We start from the raw sequence: 24,142 nt of genomic DNA on the forward strand, positions 1-24,142 counted from the left end.
CGGGCGTGCGCTTCCGCATCCTGGGTCCGCTGGAGGTCACCGGGGACGACGGACGCCCGCTGGACCTGGGCGGCGCGAAACCGCGGGCGCTGCTGACCCTGCTGCTGTCCGAGCCGGGCCGGGTGGTCGGCGTGGACCGGATCATGGACACGCTGTGGGGCGACGACCCGCCGCCGACGGTGACCGGGACGCTCCAGTCCTACGTCTCCCAGCTGCGCCGGGTGCTGGAGCCCGGCCGGGGCCCGCGACGGGCTCCGCAGGTGCTGCTCACCCGCCCGCCCGGCTACCTGGTGCAGGTCGGGCCGGCCGAGCTGGACCAGCTGCGGTTCGGCCAGTTGGTCGAGGAGGGCGACCGGCTGGTGGCCGCGGGGGACGCCGGCCAGGGTGTGGAGCGGCTCGCGGAGGCCCTGGCGCTGTGGCGCGGGGAGCCGCTGGCCGACCTGGGCGACTCCCCCGCCGCGGCCACCGACCGGCTGCGGCTGGTGGAGCTGCGGGTCCGGGCGCGGGAACGCCGCTGCGACGCCCTGCTCGCGCTGGGCCGGCCCGAGGCGGCGGTCGAGGACCTGCAGCGGCTGGTCGCCGAGCACCCGCTGCGGGAGCGGCTGTGGGCCCGGCTGGTCACCGCGCTGTACCTGGCCGACCGGCAGGCCGACGCGCTGGAGGCCTGCCGGCGCTGCACCGAGCTGCTCCGCGAGGAGCTGGGCATCGACCCCGGGCCGGAGATCCGGGACCTGGAGCGGGCGGTGCTCGACCAGGACCCCCGCCTGCAGCAGCGCCTCCCCCGGCCCAGCCTCCCGGCACCGGTGGCCGCACCCAACCCGGCAGCGGCGCCGGCCCCGGGGTCGCTGGTCGGCCGCCGTCCGGAGCTGGCCCGGTTGGGCGTGGTCGCCGACCAGGTGGCGGCGGGCCGCGCCGCCGTCCTGGTCCTGGAGGGCGAGGCGGGCATCGGCAAGACCCGGCTCGCCGAGGCCGCCGCCGGGCTGGCCCGGGAGCGCGGCTGGGCGGTGGCCTGGAGCCGCTGCGCCGACGACACCGGCGCGCCCGCCCTGTGGCCCTGGACCCAGGTGCTCGAACAGCTCGGCCAGCAGCCGCTGCAGCCCACCGCCGGTGCCGAGGACGACGCCGACGCCGCCCGGTTCCGGCTGTTCCAGGACCTCTGCGCCCGGCTGACCGCCGTCGCCGCCCGCCGTCCGCTGACCGTCGTGCTGGACGACCTGCAGGGCGCCGACACCACGTCGGTGCAGCTGCTGGGGCTGCTGGCCCGGCACCTGCGCGCGCCGGTGCTGCTGGTGGTGACCGTGCGGACCGTCGGGGAGGAGCTGCCGGCGGTCGTCGAGCAGTTCCTGACCCGGCTGTCCCGGGAACCGGCGGCCAGCCGGCTGCTGCTGGGTGGGCTGGACACCGCCGACGTGTCGGCGCTGCTCGCCGCCCAGCTGGGCGAGGTGGGCGACCGCGGCCTGGCCGCCACGGTGCACGACCGCACCGGCGGTAACCCCTTCTACGTCGTGGAGCTGTCCCGCTGGATGGTCGGCGCCCACGACCTGCACCTGGACCGGTCACCGGTGCCGCCATCGGTGCGTGACGTGCTGCGCACCCGGCTGGCCCGGCTCCCCGCCGAGACGCTGGAGGTGCTGCAGCTGGCCGCCGTCCTCGGCCGGGAGGCCGGCCTCGACGTGCTGGAGGCCGCCGGGGCGCCGCCGGAGCAGACGCTGGCCGCCATGGACACCGCGCTGGCGGCGGGGCTGGTCGAGGACGGCGCCACACCGTGGAGCTGGCGGTTCAGCCACGCGCTGGTCCAGGAGGTGCTGGTCGGCGACCTGTCCCGGCTGGGCCGCGCCCGGCTGCACGGCCGGGTCGCCCAGGCCCTGGAGCGGCAGGGCCGGTCGGGCACCGGGCGGGACGGCGACGCGCTCGACGAGCGGCTCGCGCACCACTTCGTCGAGGCGGTGCCGGTGCTCGGCCCGGACCGGGCGCTGCACTGGTCGGTGCGGGCCGCCGGGACCGCCCGCGCCCGGCTGTCCCACGACGAGGCCGCCGCGCACACCCGCCGGGCGCTGGACCTGCTCGCCCGGGACGGCGCCGACAGCCGCAGCACCCGGCTGGACCTGCTCACCGCGCTGGGCGACGACCTGCTGCGCAGCGGCCACCTGCTGGAGGCCCAGCAGGTGGTCGCGGAGGCGATGACCGCCGCCCGGGAGGCCGGCGACCGGCAGCGGCTGGCCGACGCCGCCGCCGTGTGGGGCGGGGTGACGTTGTGGAACTGGCGTCCGCACGGGGTGGTGGACGCCGGGATGGTCGCGGTGCTGGAGGACCTGCTGGCCGAGGCGGAGGCCGACACCGGCCGGCCGCCGTCGGTCGAGGACCAGCGCCGGACCGCGCGGCTGCTGGGCACGCTGGGCATCGAGCTCGCCTTCAGCGCGGACCTGGGCCGCGGGGTCCGGTACGCCGAACGGGCCGTGGCGCTGGCCCGCTCGCTGGGCGACCCGGAGCTGCTGGGCCGGACGCTGAACAACTACGGCATCGCCGTCTGGGGCCGGCCCGGGGCGGCGGAGCTGCGGCTGGCCGCCGCCGACGAGGCGCTCGCGCTGGCCGGGCACGGCCTGCCGCGGCGCACCGAGTACTTCGCGCTGCTGCACCGGGCGGCGATCCGGCTGCACTTCACCGACGCGGCCGGCTTCGACGCCGACCACGCCGCGGCCCGGCGGCTGGCGCCGTCGCTGTCCGGGCCGGAGGTCCGGCCGCAGGGGGTGTGGCAGGCGGCCGGGCAGGCGTGGCTGCGGGGGGACGTCGAGGAGGCCGAGGCGTTCACCGGGGAGGCCTACGAGCTGTACCGCCGGGTCACCCCGCACGCCCGGCACGCCTGGGCCGCCCACCAGTTCGCGTTGCGCCGGGCCGACCGCCGGCTGGACACCGTGCTGGGGCTGCTGGTGGAGACCGGCGACGAGGGCAGCCCGCTGCTGCAGGAGATGGCCGTGCTGGCCGCGGCGGAGGGCGGCGACACCGCCGAGGCGCTCCGGCTGCGGCTGCGCTGGGGGCGGACGGACGTGCGCGACTGGGCCAGCGACGTCGCCGTCCTGCTGCAGGCGGAGAACGCGCTGCTGCTGGACGACGAGCCGGAGTGGGACGCCGCCGTGCTCTCGCTGCTGCCCTACCGCGGACGGCAGGCCGTGCTGGGCACGCCGGCGTTCAGCCTGGGGTCCTACGACGAGCTGCTCGGCCGGTTCGCCGAGCACCGCGGTGACCCGGCGGCCGCGGTCCGCTGGTGGGAGGCGGCGTGCGCGCAGGGCCGGGCGGTGGGGTCGCCGCACCAGGTCGCCCGCGCGCAGGCCCACCTCCGCCGGATGGCCGGATAGGGCCCGGTCGCCGGTCGGGGCGGTGATCGGGCAGGCTCGCGGCATGACGGCACCCGCGAACCAGGTGACCAGCGAGGTCGGCCGGCTGCGCACCGTGCTGCTGCACCGCCCCGGCGCGGAGCTGCGGCGGCTGACCCCGCGCAACAACGACCAGCTGCTCTTCGACGGCGTCCCGTGGGTGGCGCGGGCCCAGGAGGAGCACGACGCCTTCGCCGCCGCGCTCACCGAGCGGGGCGTCGAGGTGCTGCACCTGGACCGGCTGCTCACCGAGGTCATGGCCGTGCCCGACGCCCGGGCCGAGGTCATCGCCGCCGCCGTGGACGACCCCCGGCTGGGCGCCACCCTGCAGCACGCGACGACCGCGCACCTGTCCGGGCTGTCCCCGGAGGACCTGGCCGCCGCGCTGGTCACCGGGGTCGCGCACGACGAGCTGCGCGGTGGCCGGGGGCTGGCCTACCACCTGATGGGCCGCGGGGAGTTCGTCGTCCCGCCGCTGCCCAACCTGATGTTCACCCGCGACTCCTCGGTGTGGGTCGGCGACCAGGTGGCCGTCACCTCGCTGGCCATGCCGGCCCGGCACCGGGAGAGCGCGCTGACCGCCGCGCTCTACGCCCACCACCCCCGCTTCGCCGGGGCGCAGCAGCTCTACGAGTCCGAGCTGGAGCACCTGGAGGGCGGCGACGTCCTGCTGCTCGCGCCCGGGGTGCTGGCCGTCGGCGTCGGCGAGCGGACGACGGCCGGCGGCGCCGAGCGGCTGGCCCGGCGGGTGTTCGCCCGGGGGCTGGCGCACACGGTGCTCGTCGTCCCGATCGCCCAGGAACGGGCGACCATGCACCTGGACACCATCTGCACGATGGTCGACGTCGACGCGATGGTGATGTACCCGGCGGTGGCCGACACCCTCCAGGCCTGGACGGTGACCGCCGGCGAGGAGCTCCCCGACGACGCGGACACCGTCGAGCTGGCCGTGTCCGGGCCGGAGCCCTTCCTGCTCGCCGCGGCGGCGGCGATGGGCATCGACCGGCTCCGGTTGATCGACACCGGTCTCGACCCGGTGACCGCCGAGCGCGAGCAGTGGGACGACGGCAACAACACCCTCGCCCTGGCGCCCCGGCTGGCCGTGGCCTACGAACGCAACACGGTCACCAACGCCGCGCTGGAGGCCGCCGGGATCGAGGTGGTCCCGATCGCGGGCTCGGAGCTGGGCAGCGGCCGCGGCGGGCCCCGGTGCATGTCCTGCCCGGTGGCCCGCGACCCGCTGTAGCCGGCTGCGGGAGCGCAGCGGACCTGCGCTCCCGCACCCGGCTCACGGGGTGTGCACGACCTGGCCGGCCACCTCGAGCACCTGCTCGGCGGTGAACGCCGCCGGCGCCTGCACCACGAAGGTGGTGCCGTCGGTGAACTGCGCCTGCAGGTACCAGCCGTTCCCGGTGGGCACGAGCTGCGCGGGCAGCCCGTTGACCGACGTCTCCTGCACCGGCCCGGTCACGGCCTCGAGCATGCGCGGCAGCTCGGCCGGCGGGACCGCGTCCCCGGGGAGGTGCACGCTCAGCGTCTGCTCGGGGTACGCGTCGTTGGCCAGGGTGACGATCCGCCCGCTCTCCTTGAAGAACGCCAGGCTCCACCCGGCCGGCGCCAGCGACAGCCGGAGCGGCAGTACCTGCGGCCGGTCGACCAGCGACTCGGCGGCCGCGACCAGCTCGTCCTGCTCGGCGAACCGGCCGTCACCGCTCACCGTCACCCACTGGTCGGGGCTGCGCTCCCACTCGAGGTACTCGGTCCCGTAGGGGGAGCCCTCCGGCGTCTCCGACACGTACTCGCCGTCGCGGCCGTCGACGGTCACGTCCTCGGCGTCCCACTCCCAGACCCCGATGTCCGGCTCGTCGCGCACGGTGATCCGCAGGATGTCCGAGCCGTCCGGGTCGGCGCCCCGGTGGTACAGCATCAGGCCCTCGTCGCTGCCCTCGATGCCCGGCTCCGGGGACAGCCCGTCGGGCACCTCGGAGAGGGACAGCGGGAAGGCGGGCATCTCGAAGGCGACCAAGGTCACCGACGTCGCCGGGGAGCCCGCCGGTGCGGTGCCGGTGGAGGGCCACAGCGCGACGGCGGCCACGCAGGCCGCGGCCGCGGCCGCCACACCCCCGAGGAGCCCCACGCGGGGACGGCGCAACGCGACCACCCGGCCGGCGGGGGCGGCGGAGGCGTCGGCGATCTCGGCGTCGAGCAGGGCGCGGGCGTCCCGCAGAACGCGGTCGGACAGCGGCGGGGCCTGCGGCCCGGCCTCCTGGAGCAGGGCGATGTCGTTCACAGGTGCTCCTCCGGGGTGGCCGCGAGGGTGCCCAGCGCGGCGCGGGTCTGACGGCGGGCTCGGTTCAGCCGCGAGCGGACGGTCCCGACGGGGACGTCGAGGACGGCGGCGATCTCCTCGTAGGAGAGCTGGCCCCAGGCGAACAGCAGCAGGACGTCGCGGTCGGGCGCCTTGAGGGCGGCGAGCGCGCCGGCGAGCGGGGCCCGCAGCGACTGCGCGTCGATCCGGTCGTCGGCTTCGGCATGGGCCTCGGAGCCGTGCGCGTCCGGGGCGCCGGTGGCCCGGGCCAGCGCCCGGTAGCGGCGCTGCTCGGCGCGGTGGTGGTGGTGCACGAGGTTGGTGGCGATGCCGAAGAGCCAGGGACGGACGTCCACGTGCACGGCCGTCCAGCTCGCCCGCCGGCGGAACGCGACGAGGAAGGTCTCACTGAGCAGGTCGTCGGCCAGGTCCCCCACCCGGCGGCCCAGGTACCGGTGCACGGCCGGCGCGTGCCGGTCGAACAGCACGGCGAAGCGCTCGGGGGAGGACACCGAGTCCGCGATCAGGTCCGCGTCGGTCGGGGGTGCGTCGGTCCGGGGTGGGTCGCCGTCCGACGACGTCTCGGCTCCGGACACGACCATTCCCCTCACGCCCTGCGAGGGGCTGGCAGCTGTGCGTGTAGTGGTCACACCCCTACATGTCCGATCCCCGGATCCGGGTTCACGGTCCAGCCACCGACGTTCAGGCAGCCCGCCCCGTGACCGGGCCGACGTCCCCCAGGCCGGCGGCGGCGGGCCGCTGGACTCGGCTCCGCGAGACCGTCCGCCCGGACGCCGCCCAGCGGCGCGACGGCGTCCTCCTGCCCGTCGGGCTGCTGCGGTCGGCCCGGCCGCGCAGCGCCAGCAGGCTGACCAGCAGCGCGCCGGCGACCAGCAGCAGGTGCACCCCCGCGCGCCCGGCGTGCACGTGCCCGGCGGCGAGGTCCCGGACGGTGACCCAGCCGAGGACGGCGGTGAAGGACAGCAGGAAGGGCAGCGACCCGGCGGCCAGCCGGGGCAGCGCGGCCACCACCAGGAAGCAGGCACCCAGCCCGAGGTTCCAGGCCGCGGTCTCGGCGACCAGGTGCGGCTCGGCCGCCCACGTCGTCCCGGTGGTCACCGTGGGCAGCGCCACGGCCAGCTGGGCGGCGCCCACGGCGAGGAGGGCCACGCGCACGACGGCGTCGGTGCGGGGGCGGCGCGGCCGACCGGCCGCAGGCAGCCCCGCCAGCACGGCCGCGGTGACGTCCGGGACGGGGACCGCGGGCACCAGCCGGGCCCGCCGGGTCACCTCCGCGGCGGCCTCCTGCCAGTCGCGGCAGGCGGCGCAGCCGGCCAGGTGCGCGTCCAGCCGGGCCGCCGGCACCCCCGGCGACTCGCCGTCCAGCCGGGCGGACACCGCTGTGCGGAAGGGGTCACAGTCCACACTGGCAGAGTCGGAGGAGGAGGCCGAGGAGTTCCCGGGAGGTGACGTGGCACCGCTGGAGCGGCTCGCGGCGCTGGCCGCGGACGGCGACCGCGCCGCGCAGGCGGAGTTCGTGCGCGCGACCCAGGCCGACGTCTGGCGGTTGTGCGCGCACCTCAGCGACCGGCAGGTGGCCGAGGACCTGACCCAGGAGACCTACCTGCGTGCGCTGCCGGCGCTCGCCGGCTTCGAGGGCCGGTCCAGCGTGCGGACCTGGCTGCTGTCCATCGCGCGACGGGTCTGCGCCGACCACGTGCGGAGCAGGCAGCGCCGCCGGCTGGTGCTGGTCGCCGACGACGCCGACCTGGCCGGACTGGAACGCGACGTCCCGGCCGACGAGGTGGGCGGCGCGGTCGCCGCGCAGGACGTGCTCGACCGGCTGGAGCCCGACCGGCGGGAGGCGTTCGTGCTCACCCAGCTGATCGGCCTGCCCTACGCCGAGGCCGCCGAGGTGGTGGGCTGCCCGGTGGGCACCATCCGCTCCCGGGTGGCCCGGGCGCGCGCCGACCTCGTCGACGCGCTGCTCGCCGCCGGGCACCCGCGCGCCCGGCGTCCCTCGTGACGGGGGCCGCTCAGCGCTGCTCGGCCAGCCGGCGCAGCCGCTCGTTGTAGGCGGTCAGCGCCGGGTCCTCGCCGCTCTCCCCGCGGGCGATGGCGCGCTCGCGGCTCCGCTCGGCCGCCCGGTTGGCCCGGTCCTCCGACCGGCTCCACTGGACGAAGACGATGGCCAGCACGATCACCGTCGGCAGCTCACCGAAGGACCAGGCCACGCCGCCGGCCCACCCCTGGTCGACCATCGGGTCGATGCCCCAGGACTCCGGGAGGGTGGAGAAGCTGGTCAGCAGCAGGCTGCTGCTCATCATCACGGCGACGCCGAAAAACGCGTGGAACGGCACCGGCAGCACCAGCTCCAGCATCCGGGCGCCGTGGCCGGCGCGCCGCGGCCACGGGTCGACGGCCAGGATCGGCCCGAAGAACAGCAGCCCGGTGACCAGGAAGTGCGTCAGCATCAGCGTGTGCCCGGGCGTGGTGGACATCAGCTCGTCGAAGACCGGGGTGAAGTAGACGCCGTAGAGGCTGGCGATGAACAGCGGCACGGTGAACAGCGGGCTGGAGACGAACCGGCCCAGCCGGCTGTGCAGCCCGGCCAGCAGCAGCCGGCGGGGGACGCCGGCCGCGCCCCGGCTGCCGGGCAGTGCCCGCAGCGCCAGGGTCACCGGGGCACCGAGCAGCAGGCCCAGCGGCGAGATCATCGACAGCACCATGTGCTGGACCATGTGCACGCTGAACAGCCCCATGCCGTAGGACTGCAGGCCGCTGGCGCAGACGTGGAAGACGCTGGCGCACCCGGCGAGGAACGCGACGGTCCGCAGGACCGGCCAGGCGGTGCCGCGCTGCCTCAGCCGGAGGACGCCGACCAGGTAGACCACCGCGAGGACCAGTGCGAGCCAGGCGAGCGGCGAGGCGTAGCCCAGGTCCAGGGCGAGCAACCGGCCCAGGGTCGGCGGCAGCTCCGGGAGGACGTGCCCCATGCTGCCGTGTTCGTGCTCCACGCCCCCACGGTAAGCCCGCCGAGCGCTCCGCCGCCGGGAGACCCTGGCCCCTCGGAGGACCCCGCCCCTCTCAGCCCTCGCAGGCTCGGGCCGAGCCTCCGGGCGAGGCCGACGAGCGGCTGGGGAAGGCGGTCCCTCCTCAGCGCAGGGTGACCTGGCGGGACAGCAGGCCGGCGCGGGCGCGGCGCTCGTCCGCGGTCAGCGGCGCGTCCTGCTGCAGCGCCGCCTCCAGCCGGGTCTGCAGCTCGGCGGCCGGCGCGGCCCAGTCGGCACCCGGGGTCTCCGCCGGCACGTCCCACACCGGCACGACCAGGCCGTGCGCCCGGAAGGCCCCGGCGTAGCGGGTGTCCTCGCTGAGGGTCAGCTGCTCGGCGGCGCGCAGCCGGGCCAGCGCGTCCAGCAGCGGCTCCTCCGGCTCGGGCCGGACCCAGCGGACGTGCGCCCGCTCGGGTGCCGGCCGGCACCAGTAGGCCGCCTCCAGCCCGGCCAGCCGCACGGTGGGCATGACCATCTCGTTGGCCTGTTGCAGGCCCGCGCGGGCCGCCGGTCCGGCGTCGGTGCCCTCCAGCCAGAACTCGAAGTCGTCGTGCACCGTCACCTGCAGCGGGGCGGCGAGGTCCACCAGCTCCTGCAGCCGCGGCCCGGCCGAGCCGGCGGCGCCGATCGGGCCCGGGTCCACCGGTGCGCCGGCCGGGGCCTCCAGCGCCGCGGCGAGCGCGGTGCCGACGTCCCGGCTGACGTCGTCGGAGGAGGTGGGCAGCTGCAGGCCGAGCATGATCTCGCCGTTGGCGCGGACCAGCGCCGGCGCGCCACCGGGCAGCACGCTGGCCAGGGTCACCGTCCGGCCGTCCGTCGTCCTCAGGGGTGCGGTGGCGGCCGGGACCAGTTCCCGCATCGCCACCCAGTCGGCCTCGGCCGGCAGCCCCTCGAAGGGCCGGCGCACCGGCGGGGCGTACCCCGAGCCGTGGCAGTGCTTGTACCGGCGGCCCGAGCCGCACGGGCACGGGGCCTTGGGGTTGACCTCACCGTCGGCGGCGGGGGCCGGGGCGGCGGGACGGCGTCGGGTCGCGGAGCGGGCCATGCCCCGAGGGTAAGGACCCCTTCGCCCCCCGCCGCTCGCAGGCTCGCGGCGGGACCCTGCGAAGGGGCCGCACTACGCTGCCGGGGTGCGGCCGGCTGCGCCCCTGGACCTCGGCGACCCGGCCGTCGTCGCCGATCCCTACCCGGCCTTCGCCGTCGCGCGGGCCTCCGCGCCGGTGCAGTGGCACGAGGGGCTGGGGCTGTGGCTGGCCTTCACCCACTCCGAGGCCAACACCGTGCTGCGGGACCGGCGGCTGGGCCGGATCTGGACGGACCGGGAGCCGGCCGGACGGTTCGAGGCCTTCAACCTGATCCACCGCAACGCGATCCTGGAGATGGAGCCGCCGGACCACACCCGGCTGCGCCGGCTGATCAGCACCGCCTTCGCCCGCGGGCACGTGGAGCGGCTGCGGCCGTGGGTCGAGCAGCTCGCCGGCACGCTGGTCGACCGGCTGGTGGAGCGGTCCGGCGGGACCCAGCCGGTGGACGTGGTCACCGGGATGGCCGAGGAGCTGCCGGTCGCGGTCATCGCCGAGCTGCTGGGCGTGCCGCCGGCCGACCGGCCGCTGCTGCGCCCGTGGTCCAACGCGATCGTGAAGATGTACGAGTACGGCCGGACGGCGCAGGTCGAGGACGACGCCGAGCGGGCCGCCGCCGAGTTCGTCGGCTACCTGCGCGCGCTGGCCGCCGAGCGCCGCCGGGCCCCGGGCGAGGACCTGCTCAGCCACCTGGTCGGCGTGCGGGACGCAGGCGGCGACCGGCTCACCGAGGACGAGCTGGTCACCACCTGCATCCTGCTGCTCAACGCCGGCCACGAGGCGACGGTCAACGTCACCGGCAACGGCCTGCTGGCGCTGCTCGAGCACCCCGGCCAGCTGCGGCGGCTGCGGGAGGAGCCCGGGCTGCTGCCGACGGCGGTCGAGGAGCTGATGCGCTTCGACTCCCCGCTGCAGCTGTTCGAACGCACCGCCACCGAGGACGTCGAGATCCGCGGAGTTCCCGTGCGCCGCGGTCAGAAGATCGCGGCCCTGCTGGGCAGCGCCAACCGCGACTCGGCCGTGTTCGCCGACCCCGACACCCTGGACGTCGGACGCGCCGACAACCCGCACGTCTCCTTCGGCGCCGGCGTGCACTTCTGCATCGGCGCGCCGCTGGCCCGGGTCGAGCTGCAGGCCTCGTTCGGCGCCCTGCTCGACCGCACCTCCCGGCTGGAGCTCGGGGCCCCGGCCCGCCGCCGTCCCGAGTTCGTCATCCGCGGCCTGCGGGAGCTCCCCGTCGTCCTGTCCCGCTGAACGGTCCGCGCAGGGCGGCCCACTGCAGCAGCATCACCGTCTTGGCGTCGGCGATCCGGCCGTCGGCGGCCATCTCGAGCGCGGTGTCGAAGGGCAGCTCCAGGACGTCGATGTCCTCGCCCTCCTCGGCCAGTCCACCGCCGGCACCCGTGCGGCGGTCGGGGGTGTAGGGCGCGGCGTAGAAGTGCAGCCGCTCGGTCACCGACCCGGGGCTCATGTAGACGTCGAAGACGTGCTCGAGGTCCCCGATCTCCACCCCGGTCTCCTCGGCCGCCTCCCGCCGGATCGCGTCCTCGGGGGCGTCGTCGTCCAGGAGCCCGGCGGCGGCCTCCACCAGCATCCCGTCGGGGTGCCCGTTGACGTAGACGGGGTAGCGGAACTGGCGGGTGAGCAGCACGGTCCGCCGGGCGGGGTCGTAGAGCAGGACCGTGGCGCCGTTGCCCCGGTCGTAGGTCTCCCGGGCCTCCCGGGTCCAGGAGCCGTCGGCCCGGCGCCGGTCGACGGTGGTGCGGCGCAGCACGTGCCAGCCGGCGGCGAGCAGCTCGACGTCGACGACCCGGACGTCGGGGTTGCCGGTCAGGTCCCGGCCGGCCCGGTCCAGCCCGGTGCGTCCGCGGTGGTCGGGGACGTCGATGCCCGGACGGCCGGGTCCGGGAGGCGTGGCCACGAGGATGGGCATCGGTCGCGTCGTCGTCGACATGACCCGGACAATACATGCACAATCGTGCAGGAACGAGAGGAAACGTGCATGTTGGCTGCCCAACGCCGGGACACCCTGCTCGACCGGCTGCGCACCGACGGCCGGGTCGTGGCCCGCGAGCTGGCCGAGGAGTTCGGCATCTCCGAGGACACCGTGCGGCGGGACCTGCGGGACCTCGCCGCTGCCGGCCTGTGTCAGCGGGTCTACGGCGGAGCGCTGCCCGCCTCCCCCGCCGTCGCCGACTACCGCGCCCGGCAGTCGGTGGGGACGGCGAGCAAGCAGGCGGTCGCCGTGGCCGCGGCGGCGCTGGTCCTCCCCGGCGCCACCGTGCTGCTCGACGGCGGCACGACCGCCCTGGCGGTCGCCCGGGCGCTCCCGCCGGACCTGCGGGCGACGGTGGTGACGCACAGCCCCACCATCGCGGCGGCGCTCGTCGAGCACCCGGTCGTGGAGGTCTTCGTCATCGGCGGGCGGCTGTTCAAGCACTCGGCGGTGACCTGCGGCGCCGCCGCACTGGAGACGCTGGAGGGGATCAACGCCGACGTCTTCCTCATGGGGGTGACCGGCGTGCACCCCACCGCCGGGCTGACGACCGGCGACGCGGACGAGGCAGCGATGAAGCGGGCGCTGGCCCACCGGGCGGCGGACACCTACGTCCTGGCCAGCGCGGAGAAGATCGGCGCGGCGTCGCCGTTCGCCGTCCTCCCGCTGGCCGAGGTGGCCGGCGTCGTCACCGACGTGCCGCGGGAGACCCCCACGCTGGTGGAGCTGGCCGCCGCCGGCGTCCGACTGGTACCCGCTTGACGAAGGACCCCCTTGCCCCCCACCGCTCGCAAGCTCGCGGCGGGGGGCAAGGGGGTCCTTTCAACTAGAGGCGCTGGGCCAGGCGGTGGTAGGCCGCGCTCCAGCGCAGCTCCTGGGCCAGGCTGCGCCGCGTGGTGTCGGCGTCGATGAGCACGAGCTCGGTGGAGAACACCTCGGCCAGGTCGGTGAGCTCCGCAGCCCCGAGCTGGGTGGACAGCACCGTGTGGTGCGGCCCACCGGCGGTCAGCCAGCCCTCGGTCGCCGTCCCGAAGTCCGGCCGGGGCTCCCACACCGCCCGGGCGACCGGCAGGTTGGGCAGCGGCTCGGACGGCTCCACCACGTCGATCTCGTTGGCCACCCAGCGGAACCGGTCGCCGAGGTCCGACCAGCCGATCACCACGCCGGCGCCCGGCGCGGCGGTGAACACCAGCCGGGCCGGGTCCTCCCGGCCGCCGATGCCCAGCGGGTGCACCTCGAGCCTCGGCCGCTCGCCGGTGATCGACGGGCAGACCTCGAGCATGTGCGCGCCGAGGACCTTGGGCGGGTCCGAGGCCAGGTCGTAGGTGTAGTCCTCCATGAAGGACGTGCCGCCCGGCAGCCCGGCGGCGGCGACCTTGAGCACCCGCAGCAGCGCGGAGGTCTTCCAGTCCCCCTCGCCGCCGAAGCCGTACCCGTCGGCCATCAGCCGCTGGACGGCGAGGCCGGGCAGCTGCCGCAGCCCGCCGAGGTCTTCGAAGTTGGTGGTGAACGCGCCGAAGCCGCCGTCGGTGAGGAACTGCCGCAGCGCCACCTCGACCCGGGCCTGGTAGCGGACGCTGTCGTGCCGCTCGCCGCCGGGGCGCAGGTCGTCGTCCATGTCGTACAGGTCGCCGTACTCGGCCACCACGGCGTCGACGTCGCCGTCCGGGACGGCGTCCACCACCTCGACCAGGTCGTTGACGCCCCAGGTGTTCACCGACATGCCGAAGCGGATCTCCGCCTCGACCTTGTCCCCCTCGGTCACCGCGACGTTGCGCATGTTGTCGCCGAACCGGGCGAGCCTGAGCCCGCGGGCGGCCGCGGCGCCGGCCGCGGCGCGCGCCCAGGACCCCACCCGGGCCTGCACCCGCGGGTTGCCGACGTGCCCGGCGACCGTGGTGCGGGGCGTGCGCAGCCGGGTCAGCATGAACCCGTACTCCCGGTCGCCGTGGGCGGCCTGGTTGAGGTTCATGAAGTCCATGTCGATCGTGGACCACGGCAGCGCGGCGTCGGCCTGGGTGTGCAGGTGCAGCAGCGGCTTGCGCAGTGCGTCCAGCCCGGAGATCCACATCTTCGCCGGGGAGAAGGTGTGCATCCAGGTGATCACCCCGAGGCAGGCCGGGTCCTCGTTGGCCTCGCCCATCGTGCGGCGGATCGCGCCCGCGTCGGTGAGCACCGGCTTCCAGACCACCCGGACCGGGACGGCGTCGGCGTCCTCCAGGACGGCGGCCACCCGCTGGGACTGCTCGGCGACCTGCTGGAGGGTCTCCTCGCCGTACAGCCCCTGGCTGCCGGTGAGGAACCAGATCTCCTGACCTTCGAACGACACGTGCTGCTCCTTCGGGCTCAACGCTGGCCGTAGACGTTCTGGTAGCGGGCGTACAGGCTGTCGATGTCGGCCTGCGCGATCGGGACGGGCTCCCCCAGCTGGCGGGAGAGGTGCACGGTGCGGGCGACGTCCTCGGTCATGACGGCGGCCTTGACCGCCGCCGTCGCGGACGGCCCGATGGTGAAGACGCCGTGGTTCTGCATCAGCACGGCGGGCGAGCGGTGCCCGGACAGCGTGGCGACGATGCCCTGGCCGATGGAGTCGTCGCCGATCAGGGCGAAGGGACCGACCGGGATCGGCCCGCCGAACTCGTCGGCCATGGCGGTCAGCACGCACGGGATCGGCTCGGCCCGCGCGGCCCAGGCCGCGGCGTACGGGCTGTGGGTGTGCACCTGGCCGTTGACCTGCGGCATGGCCCGGTAGACGTAGGCGTGCGCGGCGGTGTCGGACGACGGTGCCTTCACCCCGTCGACGACGGCGCCGTCCAGGTCGCAGACGGTGATGCCCTCCCAGGTGAGCTCGTCGTAGGAGACGCCGCTGCCCTTGATGACGAACAGGTCCTCGCCGGGCACCCGCTCGGAGACGTTGCCGGCGGTCCAGGTGACCAGCTGGTAGCGGGTCAGCTCGGCGTGCAGGGCGGCGACGTGCTCGCGCTGCGCGCGGTGCGTGCCCTGCTCGGTCAGGGAGGCGGTCATGCCTGCTCCTCGGGGGATGGGGTGGAGGTGCCGTGGTCGGCGCCCACGTGGGCCACGGCGGCCCGCTCGACCGGCAGCGCGGCGACGTACCGCTGCATGAACTCGTCGAACCCGGCGACGTCGGCCGGGTCCGGCTCGACGGTCTGCTGGCTGGCTCCGGCGAAGACGGCGGTCTCCAGGTAGTCGGCCAGGTCCTGCCCCGGCGCGCGGCCGGTTCCGAAGGCGGCCAGGACGGCGATGCCCCAGGCGCCGCCCTCCGCGGCGACGTCGCCGACGGACACCGGGGTGTCGATCGCGGCGGCCAGGAAGCGCTGCGCCACGCCCTTGGTCCGGAACAGGCCGCCGTGCGCGAACATCCGGTCCAGCCGCACGCGCTCGGTCCTCTGCAGGACGTCCATGCCGATCCGCAGCGTGGCCAGGGACGCGAACAGGTGCGTCCGCATGAAGGTGGCGAGGTCGAACCGGCTGTCCGGGGACCGCAGGAACAGCGGCCGCCCCTCCTCGAGGCCGGTGATCGGCTCCCCGGAGAGGTAGTTGAAGGCCAGCAGCCCGCCGCCGTCGCTGGCCCCGCTGAGGGCGGCGCCGAACAGCACCTCGAAGACCGCCGACGTGTCCGCGTCGGACCCCACCGCCCGGGCGAACTCGGCGAACAGCCCGACCCAGGCGTCGATCTCGCTGGCCCCGTTGTTGCAGTGCACCATCGCCACCGGGTCGCCGGCCGGAGTGGTGACCAGGTCCAGCTCCCGGTGCGCCCGGCTCAGCTCGCGCTCGAGCACCACCATGGCGAAGACCGACGTGCCGGCCGAGACGTTGCCGGTGCGCGGGGCGACCGAGTTGGTGGCGACCATCCCGGTGCCCGCGTCGCCCTCGGGCGGACACAGCGGGATGCCGGGACGCAGCCGCCCGGACGGGTCGAGCAGCCGCGCGCCGTCCTCGGTGAGCTCGCCGGCCGGCTCGCCCGCGGACGCGATCCTGGGCAGCAGGTCGGCGAGGGACCACCCGACCCCGGCTTCAGCAGCCAGCTCGTCGAACCGGGCCAGCATGGCGGCGTCGTACCCGGCGGTGGCCCTGTCGGCCACGGAGGTGTCGATGGGGAACATGCCGCTGGCATCCCCGACGCCGAGGACCTTCTCGCCGGTGAGCCGCCAGTGCACGTACCCGGCCAGGGTGGTCAGGTGGTCGAGCCGGCCGACGTGGTCCTCGCCGTCCAGGATCGCCTGGTAGACGTGCGCGACGCTCCACCGGTGCGGGATGTTGACGCCGAGCTCCGTGCTGAGCCGCTCGGCAGCCGGACCGGTGTTGGTGTTGCGCCAGGTGCGGAACGGCGTCAGCAGCTCGCCCTCGGCGTCCAGCGCCAGGTAGCCGTGCATCATCGCCGACACGCCCAGCGCGCCGACCCCTGCCAGCTCCACGCCGTGACGTCGCCGCACGTCGTCGGCCAGCGCCGCGACGCTCTGCTGCACCCCGGCCCAGACGGCCTCCAGCGAGTAGGTCCACAGCCGGTCGACGAACTGGTTCTCCCAGTCGGAGCTGCCGACCGCGAGCGGAGCGTGGTCCGGGCCGATCAGCACCGCCTTGATCCGGGTCGACCCCAGCTCGATGCCCAGGGCCGTGCGACCACCGGAGATCGCCGCGCCGACGTCCATCGTCATCTCTGCTGAGCCTCTCGCCACGGGGTGGTCGGACCGGTCCTCACGCCCGGAGGGGCGGCTGATGTTAGCGCTAACACGCGGAGTCGGCGACGGGTGCGCTCACGCTGTCCGTCTCCCGAGCCGCCCGGCCGGGCCGGTGCTCGACCGCACCACCAGCTGGGGGGCCACCGGCTGGACCTCGTGCTCGTCGCCGTGCAGCCGGGCCAGCACCAGCTCCACGCCCCGCCGGCCCAGCTCGGCGAAGTCCTGCCGGACCGTGGTCAGGGGCGGGGTGTAGTAGGCGGCCTCGGGGACGTCGTCGAACCCGACGACGCTCACGTCGCCGGGCACCGACAACCCCTCGTCGTGCAGCGCGTTGAGCAGCCCGAGGGCCATCTGGTCGTTGGCGGTGAAGACGGCGGTCACCTCGGGCGAGCCCGCCGGGCGGGAGCGGATCCGTGCGGCCAGCTGGAGGCCGGCCGCGTGTCCGGACTCCGGCCACCAGTCGCCCGTCAGCAGCTCGGGGACCGGCGCGCCGGCGGAGACCAGCTCCCGGCGCCACCCGACGACCCGGCCCCGGGCCTCCATCGAGTCACCGGGCCCGGCCACGTGGTGCACGGTCCGGTGCCCCAGCTCGAGCAGGTGCCGGGTCGCCAGCGCCGCGCCGGCCTCCTGGTCCACCCAGACCGTGGGGCGCCGCTCGTCCCGGCCGACCTGTACGGCGACCAGCGGCACGGGCGCCTCGAAGCGGCGCAGCGACTCCACCGCCTGCCCGTACGTGGACAGCGCGATGACCGCGTCGACGGACTGGGCCACGAAGCGGTCCACCGCCTCGCGCATCGCCCCCTCGCTGTCGTCGTCGAGGAGCGCGACACCCAGGGAGTAGCCGGCTGCCCGGGCGGCCTGCTCGAGGCCCAGCAGCGTCTGGGCCGGTCCGTACTGGTTGATGTGCGAGGTGATCAGGCCGATGGTCCGGGTCGATCCGGTGACCAGGGCCCGGGCCGCGGTGTTCGGCCGGTACCCCAGCTCCTCGATGGCCTGCTGGACGCGCTCCCGCGTCGCCGGCGCCACGTGCGGGTGCCCGTTGACCACCCGGGAGACGGTCTGGTGCGAGACGCCGGCCCGGGCGGCCACGTCGGACATGACCAACGCCCTGGTCGCCCCTTCGGGCTCCACCGTTCCCCCTGTTCGTCGAGCAGTCGCCGGCCGGAGACCTCCGGCCTGGCCATCGGTGTCGCCCGGCGCAGCCGCCGGGCGACACCGGCTCAGCGGGAGGCCCCGGCGCGGCGCTTGTTGTAGACGTCGAAGGCAACGGCCAGCAGCAGCACCAGGCCCTTCACCACCGACTGGATCGACTGGTCGACGCCCATGAGCTGCATGCCGTTGCTCATGACGGCCATGATCAGGCCGCCGACCATGGCGCCCACGACCGTGCCGACACCGCCGGTGACCGCAGCGCCACCGATGAAGGCCGCGGCGATGGCGTCGAGCTCGAACATGTTCCCCGCCGCGGGCTGTGCGCCGTTGGACCGGGAGGAGTAGATGACCCCGGCCACCGCAGCCAGGAAGCCCATGTTGACGAAGATCCAGAAGTTGACGGTCTTCACCTTGACGCCGGACAGCGTGGCGGCGGACAGGTTGCCGCCGATGGCGTACACCTGCCGGCCGAAGACCGACCGGGTCGTGATGACGCCGTAGGCGATGATCAGCACGGCGAGGATGATCAGCACGATCGGCAGGCCGCGGGCGTGGGCCAGCTGCCAGGCGAAGTACATGACCACGGCGCCGACGGCGACCACCCGGGCGACGAACAGCGGGAAGGACTCGACCGGCTGCTGGTACTTGATCCGGGCCAGCCGGGTGCGGAAACCGCTGACCGCGTAGCCGGCCACCGCGATCGCCCCGATGAGCAGCGTGAACGCGTCGTAGCCGTTGCCGCCGAGAAGGCCGTTGAGGAAGCCGCTGGCCACCTTCTGGTACTGCGGCGGGAACGGTGACAGGGAGATGTTGTCCAGCACCTGCAGGGTGAGACCGCGGAACAGCAGCATGCCGGCCAGGGTGACGATGAACGCCGGGATGCCGACGTAGGCGACCCAGAACCCCTGCCAGGCGCCGACGGCCAGGCCGACGGCGAGGGCGGCGAGCATGCCGACCCACCAGGGCAGGCCCTGCTGGATCACCAGGACGGCGGACACCGCGCCGGTGAGCGCGACCACCGACCCGACCGAGAGGTCGATGTGCCCAGCGATGATCACGATGACCATGCCGATGGCGAGCACGAGGATGTAGGAGTACTGCAGGACGATGTTCGTGATGTTGCCCGGGCTCAGCGACGTGCCGCCGGTGAGGATCGCGAACAGCGCCACGATCGCCACGAAGGCGACGTAGATGCCGCTCTGCCGGAGGTTGCGGGAGATGAGCTGACGGAAGTCGCTCGTCCCCGTGTGCAGCGCCACACCTGGTGCGACGGTGGGTTCCGCGGGCGTCTGGTCCGCCGGCGGGGGCACGGTCCTGGTCATCCGACGAGCTCCCTCTCCTTGGTCATGAGCGCCATGAGGCTCTCCTGGGTGGCCTCGCGCACCGGCTGCTCACCGGTGATCCGGCCGGCCGACAACGTGTAGATCCGGTCGCAGATGCCCAGCAGCTCGGGCAGCTCGGAGGAGATGACGAGCACGGCCTTCCCGGCCGCCACCAGCCGGTTGATGATCGTGTAGATCTCGTACTTGGCGCCGACGTCGATGCCGCGGGTGGGCTCGTCGAGGATCAGCACGTCGGGGTCGGTGAACAGCCACTTGGACAGCACGACCTTCTGCTGGTTGCCCCCGGACAGCTTGCCGACGATGGACATCACGCTGGGGGCCTTGATGTTCATGCTCTTGCGGCTGTCCTCGGCGACCTTGATCTCCTCGTTGCCGTTCACCCAGCCACGGGTGGCGAGCTTCGACAGAGCGGCGGCGGAGACGTTGCGGCGGATGTCCTCGATGAGGTTCAGGCCGTACTTCTTGCGGTCCTCGGTGGCGTAGGCGATGCCCCGGTCGATGGCCTCGGCGACGCTGCGCGCCTTGACCTCGTTGCCGTGCATGAAGATCCGACCCGAGATGTCCCGGCCGTAGGAGCGACCGAAGATGCTCATCGCCAGCTCGGTGCGCCCGGCGCCCATCAGCCCGGCGATGCCGACGACCTCGCCGGCCCGGACGCTGAAGTTCGCGTGGTCGACCACCAGGCGGTCCTGGGTGGGGTGCCGGACGGTCCAGTCCTCGACGCGGAGGACCTCCTCGCCGGGGTGCGACTCGCGCTCGGGGTAGTAGGACTCCAGGTCCCGGCCGACCATGCCGCGGATGATCCGCTCCGCGGTCACCTCGCCGGCGTGCAGGCTCAGCGTCTCGACGGTCCTGCCGTCCCGGATGATGGTCACGTTGTCCGAGACGGCGGTGATCTCGTTGAGCTTGTGCGAGATCATGATGCAGGTGATCCCGCGCTCCCTGAGCTGCCGGAGCAGCCCGAGCAGGTGCTCGGAGTCGGTGTCGTTGAGCGCGGCGGTCGGCTCGTCGAGGATCAGCAGCTTCACGTCCTTGGACAGCGCCTTGGCGATCTCGACCAGCTGCTGCTTGCCGACGCCGAGCTGACCGACCGGGGTCACCGGGTTCTCGTGGAGACCCACCGAGTGCAGCAGCTGCGCCGCCTCGGCGTTGGCCTTGTTCCAGTCGATCAGGCCACCGCGGCCACGCCGCTCGTTGCCCAGGAAGATGTTCTCCGCGACGGACAGGTACGGCACCAGGGCCAGTTCCTGGTGGATGATCACGATCCCGACGTGCTCGGAGTCGCGGATCCCGCCGAACTGGCAGGTCTGCCCGTCGAAGACGATCTCGCCGTCGTAGCTGCCTGCGGGGTACACCCCGGACAGCACCTTCATCAACGTGGACTTGCCGGCGCCGTTCTCACCGCAGATGGCGTGGATCTCGCCGCGGCGAACGGCCAGTGAGACGTCCTCCAGCGCCTTGACGCCGGGGAAGGTCTTGGTGATGGAACGCATCTCCAGGATGTGGTCGTCCATGGACTCCGTCGTCCTCGTCGTCGCAGCGGGTGTCGGGCGGTGGGGCACTGTGATGTGGGGCACCACGTGGTGCGCAGAGTGTGCGCCAGTCCGCCCGGGTGGACCAGATGCACGCCCGGATCCGGGATCCGGGCCCGGCGCTCCCGGCGCGCCGCGAGCAGGTGGTGCCGGCCGGGTCGGGCAGCTGAGCTGCCCGGCCCGGCCGGGACTGGGAGCCGGAGGTCAGTCCGACTGGCCGCTGGCGACCTCTTCGGCCGTCCAGTAGCCGGAGTCGATCAGGACCGGCTGGATGTCGTCCTGGTAGACCGTCTCGATCGGCAGCAGGTAGGACGGGACGACCTTGACCCCGTTGTCGTAGGTCTCGGTGTCGTTGGCCTCCGGCTCGTTGCCCTCGAGGAAGGCCTCGGCGGCGGTCACGGCCTGCTCGGCCAGCAGCCGGGTGTCCTTGAAGACCGTGGAGTGCTGGACACCGTCGGCGATCAGCTTCACCGAGGCGATCTCGGCGTCCTGCCCGGTCACGATCGGCATCGGGTTGGGCGAGTCGAGGTTCGGGCCGTAGCCGGCGTTCTGCAGGGCGGTGATGATGCCGCGCGAGATGCCGTCGTAGGGCGACAGGACGCCGTTGACCTTGGAGCCGTCGTTGTAGGCCCCGGTCAGCAGGTCCTCCATGCGACGCTGGGCGGTCTCCTGCTGCCAGCGCAGGATGGCCGCCTGCTCGATGCCGGTCTGGCCGGACTTGACGACCAGCTGACCGCCGTCGATGAAGGGCTGGAGGGTGTCGACGGCACCGTTGAAGAAGAAGGCGGCGTTGTTGTCGTCCAGCGAGCCGGCGAACAGCTCGATGTTGAACGGCCCGGTGGCCGTGCCCGGCGAGCCGTCCTCGTTCAGCAGGCCCAGGCCCACCAGCAGGGCGGTGCCCTGGGCGACGCCGACCTTGTAGTTGTCGAAGCTGACGTAGAAGTCGACGTTCTCGGTGTCGCGGATCAGCCGGTCGTAGCTGATGACGGGGATGCCGGCGTCAGCGGCGGCCTGCAGCTGGCTGCTGAGCGCGGTGCCGTCGATGGCGGCCACGATGAGGGCGTCGGCGCCCTGGGTGATCATCTGGTCGACCTGCTGGGACTGCGTCGGGATGTCGTCACCGGCGTACTGCAGGTCGACGGTGTACCCGGCCGCCTCCAGCTGCTCCTTGACGTTGTTGCCGTCGGCGATCCAGCGCTCGGACGTCTCCGTCGGCATCGCGACGCCGATCGAGAGGTCCTCCGGCGAGGCGTTCTCCGTGCCGGCGCCGCCACTTCCGGCGCCTTCACCTCCACAACCCACCAGCCCGACGGCCAGCGCGGCCCCCAGCGCGGTCAACCTGAGCTTCTTGCTCACTGCCATCTCCTCCTCGAGACCTCTGGCCGCCGCAGGATCCGGCGCTCAGGCCCGCTTCCGCGCGAGCCGTGCCAGTGTGAGCGTTAACAGGGTGGGTGCGTCAACCCCTTGTCCGGAAGTGGCTCGTCACGGTCTCGTAACGGCCCGTTCACCGGCGCGGGGGCGGTGCGTGGCCACCGCGCGGGCCGGGGACGGGTGGAAGGTGAGCCGGGTCACTGGCACCATGCGGCCATGCACGGACTGATGCAGGACGTCCCTCTGACGATCGACACCATCTTCCGCTACGCCGAGCGGCACCACGGCGACGTCCCGATGGTGACCAACGGGCCCAACGGCCGGTTGCGGAGCACGTACGCCGAGTGGGCCGAGCGGACCCGCCGGCTCGGCGGCGTCTTCGACACCCTGGGCATCAGCGCGGACGGCCGGATCGGCACCTTCGCCTGGAACTCCGCCCGCCACCTGGAGCTGTACTTCGCCGGTCCCTGCACCGGGCGGGTCGTGCACACCCTCAACATCCGGCTCTTCCCGGAGCAGCTGACCTACATCGCGAACCACGCCGAGGACGAGGTGGTCTTCGTCGACCGCACCGTGCTGCCGCTGCTGTGGCCGCTGATCGACACCATGAAGACCGTGCGGAACGTCGTCGTGATGGACGACGGCGGGGACAACGAGATCCCCGACGACCCTCGGGTGCTGGACTACGAGACGCTGCTGGCCGACGCGCAGCCGGTCGACTTCGCGGTCACCGACGAGAGGTCGGCCGCCTACATGTGCTACACGAGCGGCACCACGGGCAACCCCAAGGGGGTCGTCTACAGCCACCGTTCGACGTACCTGCACACCATGGCCGTGATCGCGCCCAACGCCTTCGGCCTGGGCGTCCGCGACGCCGCCATGCCCGTCGTGCCGATGTTCCACGCCAACGCCTGGGGCATCGCGCACGCCGGCCCCGCCGCGGGCTCGGCGATGGTCATGCCCGGCTCGATGATGCAGCCGCAGGCACTCGCCGACCTGATCGTGGAGGAGGGCGTCACCTTCACCGCCGGCGTCCCGACCATCTGGCAGGGCGTGCTGCCGCACCTGGCCGGCCGGGAGCACAAGCTGCGGGAGATCGGCTGCGGCGGGTCGGCGGTGCCGAAGGCGCTGTCGGAGGCCTACCGGGAGCAGGTCGGACTGCCCATCCTGCAGGCGTGGGGCATGACCGAGACCCACCCGGTCGCCTCGTCCGCGGTGCTGAAGCTGTCGATGGACGACGCCGACGACGAGACCAAGGCGGCCTGGCGGTCCCGGGCGGGCATCCCGTTCGTCGGCGTCGAGGCGCGGATCGTGGACGCCGACACCCTCGAGCCCCAGCCGTGGGACGACAAGGCCACCGGCGAGCTGCAGGTCCGCGGTCCGTGGTGCGCCGCCGAGTACTACAACCCGGACGCCGGCGTCACGCTGACCACCCCGGACGGCTGGATGCGGACCGGGGACGTCGCCGCCATGTCACCCGACGGCAGCATCCGCATCGCCGACCGCACCAAGGACCTCATCAAGTCCGGCGGTGAGTGGATCAGCTCGGTGGACCTGGAGAACGCGATCATGAGCCACCCGGCGGTCAAGGAGGCCGCCGTCGTCGGGATCCCGCACCCCAAGTGGGACGAGCGACCGCTGGCCTGCGTCGTCCTCAAGGAGGGCAAGACGGCGACGTCGGAGGAGATCCTCGAGCACCTCCGCCCGCTGGTGGCCAAGTGGTGGATGCCCGACGCGGTCGAGTTCATCGACGAGGTGCCCAAGACCAGCGTGGGCAAGTTCTCCAAGAAGGACCTGCGCGCCCGCTTCGCGGAGCACGCCGGCGGCAGCCAGTAGCGGGGTGGACCCGTCGGGCTCCCGACGGGTCCACCACCCCCGCCCGACCCCGACGGCCGTCAGCGGACGAAGGGCTCCTGGCCGGTCTCGCTCACCATCGGCCGGCCCGCCGCCTGCCACTCGCCCATGCCGCCGCCCACGTTGACCGCGTCGTACCCGTTCTGGTTCAGCCAGGCGGCCACCCGCGCGGAGCGGCCACCCCCGCGGCAGGTGACGTAGAGCGGGTCGCCCTCGGGCAGGTCGTCCAGGCGCGCCGGGACGTCGCCCATCGCGATGTGCGTGGCGCCCTCGATGTGGCCGGCGACCCACTCGTCGTCCTCCCGGACGTCGAGCACGACGGCGTCCTCGGGCAGCTGCGACGCGGGCACGGTGGGGACCTGCTGGGGCATCGTCATGCC

At 74.2% G+C, this 24,142-nt stretch carries 20 protein-coding genes; 6 read left to right on the top strand and 14 right to left on the bottom strand.

Annotated features, from left to right (window positions below):
• Positions 1-5 precede the first annotated feature (5 nt).
• Positions 6-3,353: a BTAD domain-containing putative transcriptional regulator gene (locus ACWIX6_RS22855; protein WP_448614736.1), complete on the top strand. Its 3,348-nt coding sequence runs from the start codon at positions 6-8 to the stop codon at positions 3,351-3,353.
• 43 nt (positions 3,354-3,396) lie between these two features.
• Positions 3,397-4,617: an arginine deiminase gene (locus tag ACWIX6_RS22860; protein WP_448614737.1), complete on the top strand. Its 1,221-nt coding sequence runs from the start codon at positions 3,397-3,399 to the stop codon at positions 4,615-4,617.
• Positions 4,618-4,659: 42 nt separating this feature from the next.
• On the opposite strand, the gene ACWIX6_RS22865 is transcribed toward ACWIX6_RS22860, so the two are convergent.
• The 3 genes from ACWIX6_RS22865 to ACWIX6_RS22875 all read right to left on the bottom strand — a co-directional run bounded on the left by ACWIX6_RS22865 (position 4,660) and on the right by ACWIX6_RS22875 (position 7,104).
• Complete coding sequence (locus tag ACWIX6_RS22865) at positions 4,660-5,661, bottom strand: hypothetical protein (RefSeq protein WP_448614738.1); 1,002 nt, start codon at positions 5,659-5,661, stop codon at positions 4,660-4,662.
• A complete protein-coding gene (locus ACWIX6_RS22870) occupies positions 5,658-6,275 on the bottom strand; it encodes an RNA polymerase sigma factor (protein WP_448614739.1) in 618 nt (205 codons plus the stop codon). Before ACWIX6_RS22870 ends, ACWIX6_RS22865 begins: the two co-directional genes overlap by 4 nt.
• Before the next feature lie 106 nt (positions 6,276-6,381).
• A complete protein-coding gene (locus ACWIX6_RS22875) occupies positions 6,382-7,104 on the bottom strand; it encodes a zf-HC2 domain-containing protein (protein WP_448614740.1) in 723 nt (240 codons plus the stop codon).
• A 46-nt stretch (positions 7,105-7,150) separates the two neighbouring features.
• On the opposite strand from ACWIX6_RS22875, the gene ACWIX6_RS22880 reads away from it, so the two are divergent.
• The gene (locus ACWIX6_RS22880; protein WP_448614741.1) at positions 7,151-7,705 is read left to right on the top strand and encodes a sigma-70 family RNA polymerase sigma factor; all 555 of its coding nucleotides are present in this window, start codon (positions 7,151-7,153) and stop codon (positions 7,703-7,705) included.
• Positions 7,706-7,715: 10 nt separating this feature from the next.
• On the opposite strand, the gene ACWIX6_RS22885 is transcribed toward ACWIX6_RS22880, so the two are convergent.
• A complete protein-coding gene (locus ACWIX6_RS22885) occupies positions 7,716-8,696 on the bottom strand; it encodes a cytochrome c oxidase assembly protein (RefSeq protein WP_448614742.1) in 981 nt (326 codons plus the stop codon).
• A gap of 139 nt (positions 8,697-8,835) precedes the next feature.
• Entirely contained in the window at positions 8,836-9,777 is a 942-nt protein-coding gene (locus tag ACWIX6_RS22890; protein ID WP_448614743.1) for a DUF5926 family protein, read from the bottom strand.
• A gap of 85 nt (positions 9,778-9,862) precedes the next feature.
• On the opposite strand from ACWIX6_RS22890, the gene ACWIX6_RS22895 reads away from it, so the two are divergent.
• Positions 9,863-11,068, top strand: coding sequence for a cytochrome P450 (locus ACWIX6_RS22895; RefSeq protein ID WP_448614744.1), 1,206 nt, complete (start codon positions 9,863-9,865; stop codon positions 11,066-11,068).
• Here ACWIX6_RS22895 and ACWIX6_RS22900 read toward each other — a convergent pair.
• On the bottom strand, positions 11,025-11,768 hold the full coding sequence (locus ACWIX6_RS22900; protein ID WP_448614745.1) for an NUDIX domain-containing protein: 744 nt from the start codon (positions 11,766-11,768) through the stop codon (positions 11,025-11,027). The genes ACWIX6_RS22895 and ACWIX6_RS22900 overlap by 44 nt on opposite strands.
• 48 nt (positions 11,769-11,816) lie before the next feature.
• On the opposite strand from ACWIX6_RS22900, the gene ACWIX6_RS22905 reads away from it, so the two are divergent.
• On the top strand, positions 11,817-12,572 hold the full coding sequence (locus tag ACWIX6_RS22905) for a DeoR/GlpR family DNA-binding transcription regulator (RefSeq protein ID WP_448614746.1): 756 nt from the start codon (positions 11,817-11,819) through the stop codon (positions 12,570-12,572).
• 64 nt (positions 12,573-12,636) lie between these two features.
• Here ACWIX6_RS22905 and araA read toward each other — a convergent pair whose 3' ends face one another.
• The 7 genes from araA to chvE form a co-directional block, all read right to left on the bottom strand.
• Positions 12,637-14,139 carry an L-arabinose isomerase gene (araA, locus tag ACWIX6_RS22910; protein WP_448614747.1) on the bottom strand — a complete coding sequence of 501 codons (1,503 nt, stop codon included), beginning with the start codon at positions 14,137-14,139 and terminating at the stop codon, positions 12,637-12,639.
• Positions 14,140-14,156: 17 nt separating this feature from the next.
• Positions 14,157-14,834, bottom strand: a complete 678-nt coding sequence (locus tag ACWIX6_RS22915) for an L-ribulose-5-phosphate 4-epimerase (RefSeq protein ID WP_448614748.1) — start codon at positions 14,832-14,834, stop codon at positions 14,157-14,159.
• Positions 14,831-16,486, bottom strand: a complete 1,656-nt coding sequence (locus tag ACWIX6_RS22920) for a xylulokinase (RefSeq protein WP_448614749.1) — start codon at positions 16,484-16,486, stop codon at positions 14,831-14,833. The genes ACWIX6_RS22915 and ACWIX6_RS22920 overlap by 4 nt, the downstream gene beginning before the upstream one ends.
• A gap of 99 nt (positions 16,487-16,585) precedes the next feature.
• Positions 16,586-17,608, bottom strand: a complete 1,023-nt coding sequence (locus ACWIX6_RS22925) for a LacI family DNA-binding transcriptional regulator (RefSeq protein WP_448614750.1) — start codon at positions 17,606-17,608, stop codon at positions 16,586-16,588.
• A 122-nt stretch (positions 17,609-17,730) separates the two neighbouring features.
• Positions 17,731-18,984: a multiple monosaccharide ABC transporter permease gene (gene mmsB / locus ACWIX6_RS22930; protein ID WP_448614751.1), complete on the bottom strand. Its 1,254-nt coding sequence runs from the start codon at positions 18,982-18,984 to the stop codon at positions 17,731-17,733.
• Positions 18,981-20,519 (bottom strand): multiple monosaccharide ABC transporter ATP-binding protein, encoded by a 1,539-nt coding sequence (gene mmsA, locus ACWIX6_RS22935; RefSeq protein WP_448614752.1) that lies wholly within the window; start codon positions 20,517-20,519, stop codon positions 18,981-18,983. Before mmsA ends, mmsB begins: the two co-directional genes overlap by 4 nt.
• Before the next feature lie 222 nt (positions 20,520-20,741).
• Complete coding sequence (gene chvE / locus ACWIX6_RS22940) at positions 20,742-21,893, bottom strand: multiple monosaccharide ABC transporter substrate-binding protein (protein ID WP_448614753.1); 1,152 nt, start codon at positions 21,891-21,893, stop codon at positions 20,742-20,744.
• 231 nt (positions 21,894-22,124) lie between these two features.
• Between chvE and ACWIX6_RS22945 the strand changes: the two genes are divergently transcribed.
• Positions 22,125-23,744, top strand: coding sequence for a long-chain fatty acid--CoA ligase (locus ACWIX6_RS22945; protein WP_448614754.1), 1,620 nt, complete (start codon positions 22,125-22,127; stop codon positions 23,742-23,744).
• A gap of 59 nt (positions 23,745-23,803) precedes the next feature.
• Here the strand turns inward: ACWIX6_RS22945 and ACWIX6_RS22950 are convergent, their stop codons facing one another.
• A complete protein-coding gene (locus tag ACWIX6_RS22950) occupies positions 23,804-24,139 on the bottom strand; it encodes a rhodanese-like domain-containing protein (protein ID WP_448614755.1) in 336 nt (111 codons plus the stop codon).
• Positions 24,140-24,142 lie beyond the last annotated feature (3 nt).

It is taken from the genome of Modestobacter sp. URMC 112 (assembly GCF_053502575.1).

Bases quoted from the DNA above. Each gene is read 5' to 3' on its own strand.
- mmsB (WP_448614751.1), bottom strand. From the start codon at position 18,984: ATGACCAGGACCGTGCCCCCGCCGGCGGACCAGACGCCCGCGGAACCC.
- ACWIX6_RS22860 (WP_448614737.1), top strand. From the start codon at position 3,397: ATGACGGCACCCGCGAACCAGGTGACCAGCGAGGTCGGCCGGCTGCGC.
- ACWIX6_RS22890 (WP_448614743.1), bottom strand. From the start codon at position 9,777: ATGGCCCGCTCCGCGACCCGACGCCGTCCCGCCGCCCCGGCCCCCGCC.
- ACWIX6_RS22905 (WP_448614746.1), top strand. From the start codon at position 11,817: ATGTTGGCTGCCCAACGCCGGGACACCCTGCTCGACCGGCTGCGCACC.
- ACWIX6_RS22945 (WP_448614754.1), top strand. From the start codon at position 22,125: ATGCACGGACTGATGCAGGACGTCCCTCTGACGATCGACACCATCTTC.
- ACWIX6_RS22925 (WP_448614750.1), bottom strand. From the start codon at position 17,608: ATGTCCGACGTGGCCGCCCGGGCCGGCGTCTCGCACCAGACCGTCTCC.
- ACWIX6_RS22950 (WP_448614755.1), bottom strand. From the start codon at position 24,139: ATGACGATGCCCCAGCAGGTCCCCACCGTGCCCGCGTCGCAGCTGCCC.
- ACWIX6_RS22920 (WP_448614749.1), bottom strand. From the start codon at position 16,486: ATGACGATGGACGTCGGCGCGGCGATCTCCGGTGGTCGCACGGCCCTG.
- ACWIX6_RS22900 (WP_448614745.1), bottom strand. From the start codon at position 11,768: ATGTCGACGACGACGCGACCGATGCCCATCCTCGTGGCCACGCCTCCC.
- ACWIX6_RS22915 (WP_448614748.1), bottom strand. From the start codon at position 14,834: ATGACCGCCTCCCTGACCGAGCAGGGCACGCACCGCGCGCAGCGCGAG.
- mmsA (WP_448614752.1), bottom strand. From the start codon at position 20,519: ATGGACGACCACATCCTGGAGATGCGTTCCATCACCAAGACCTTCCCC.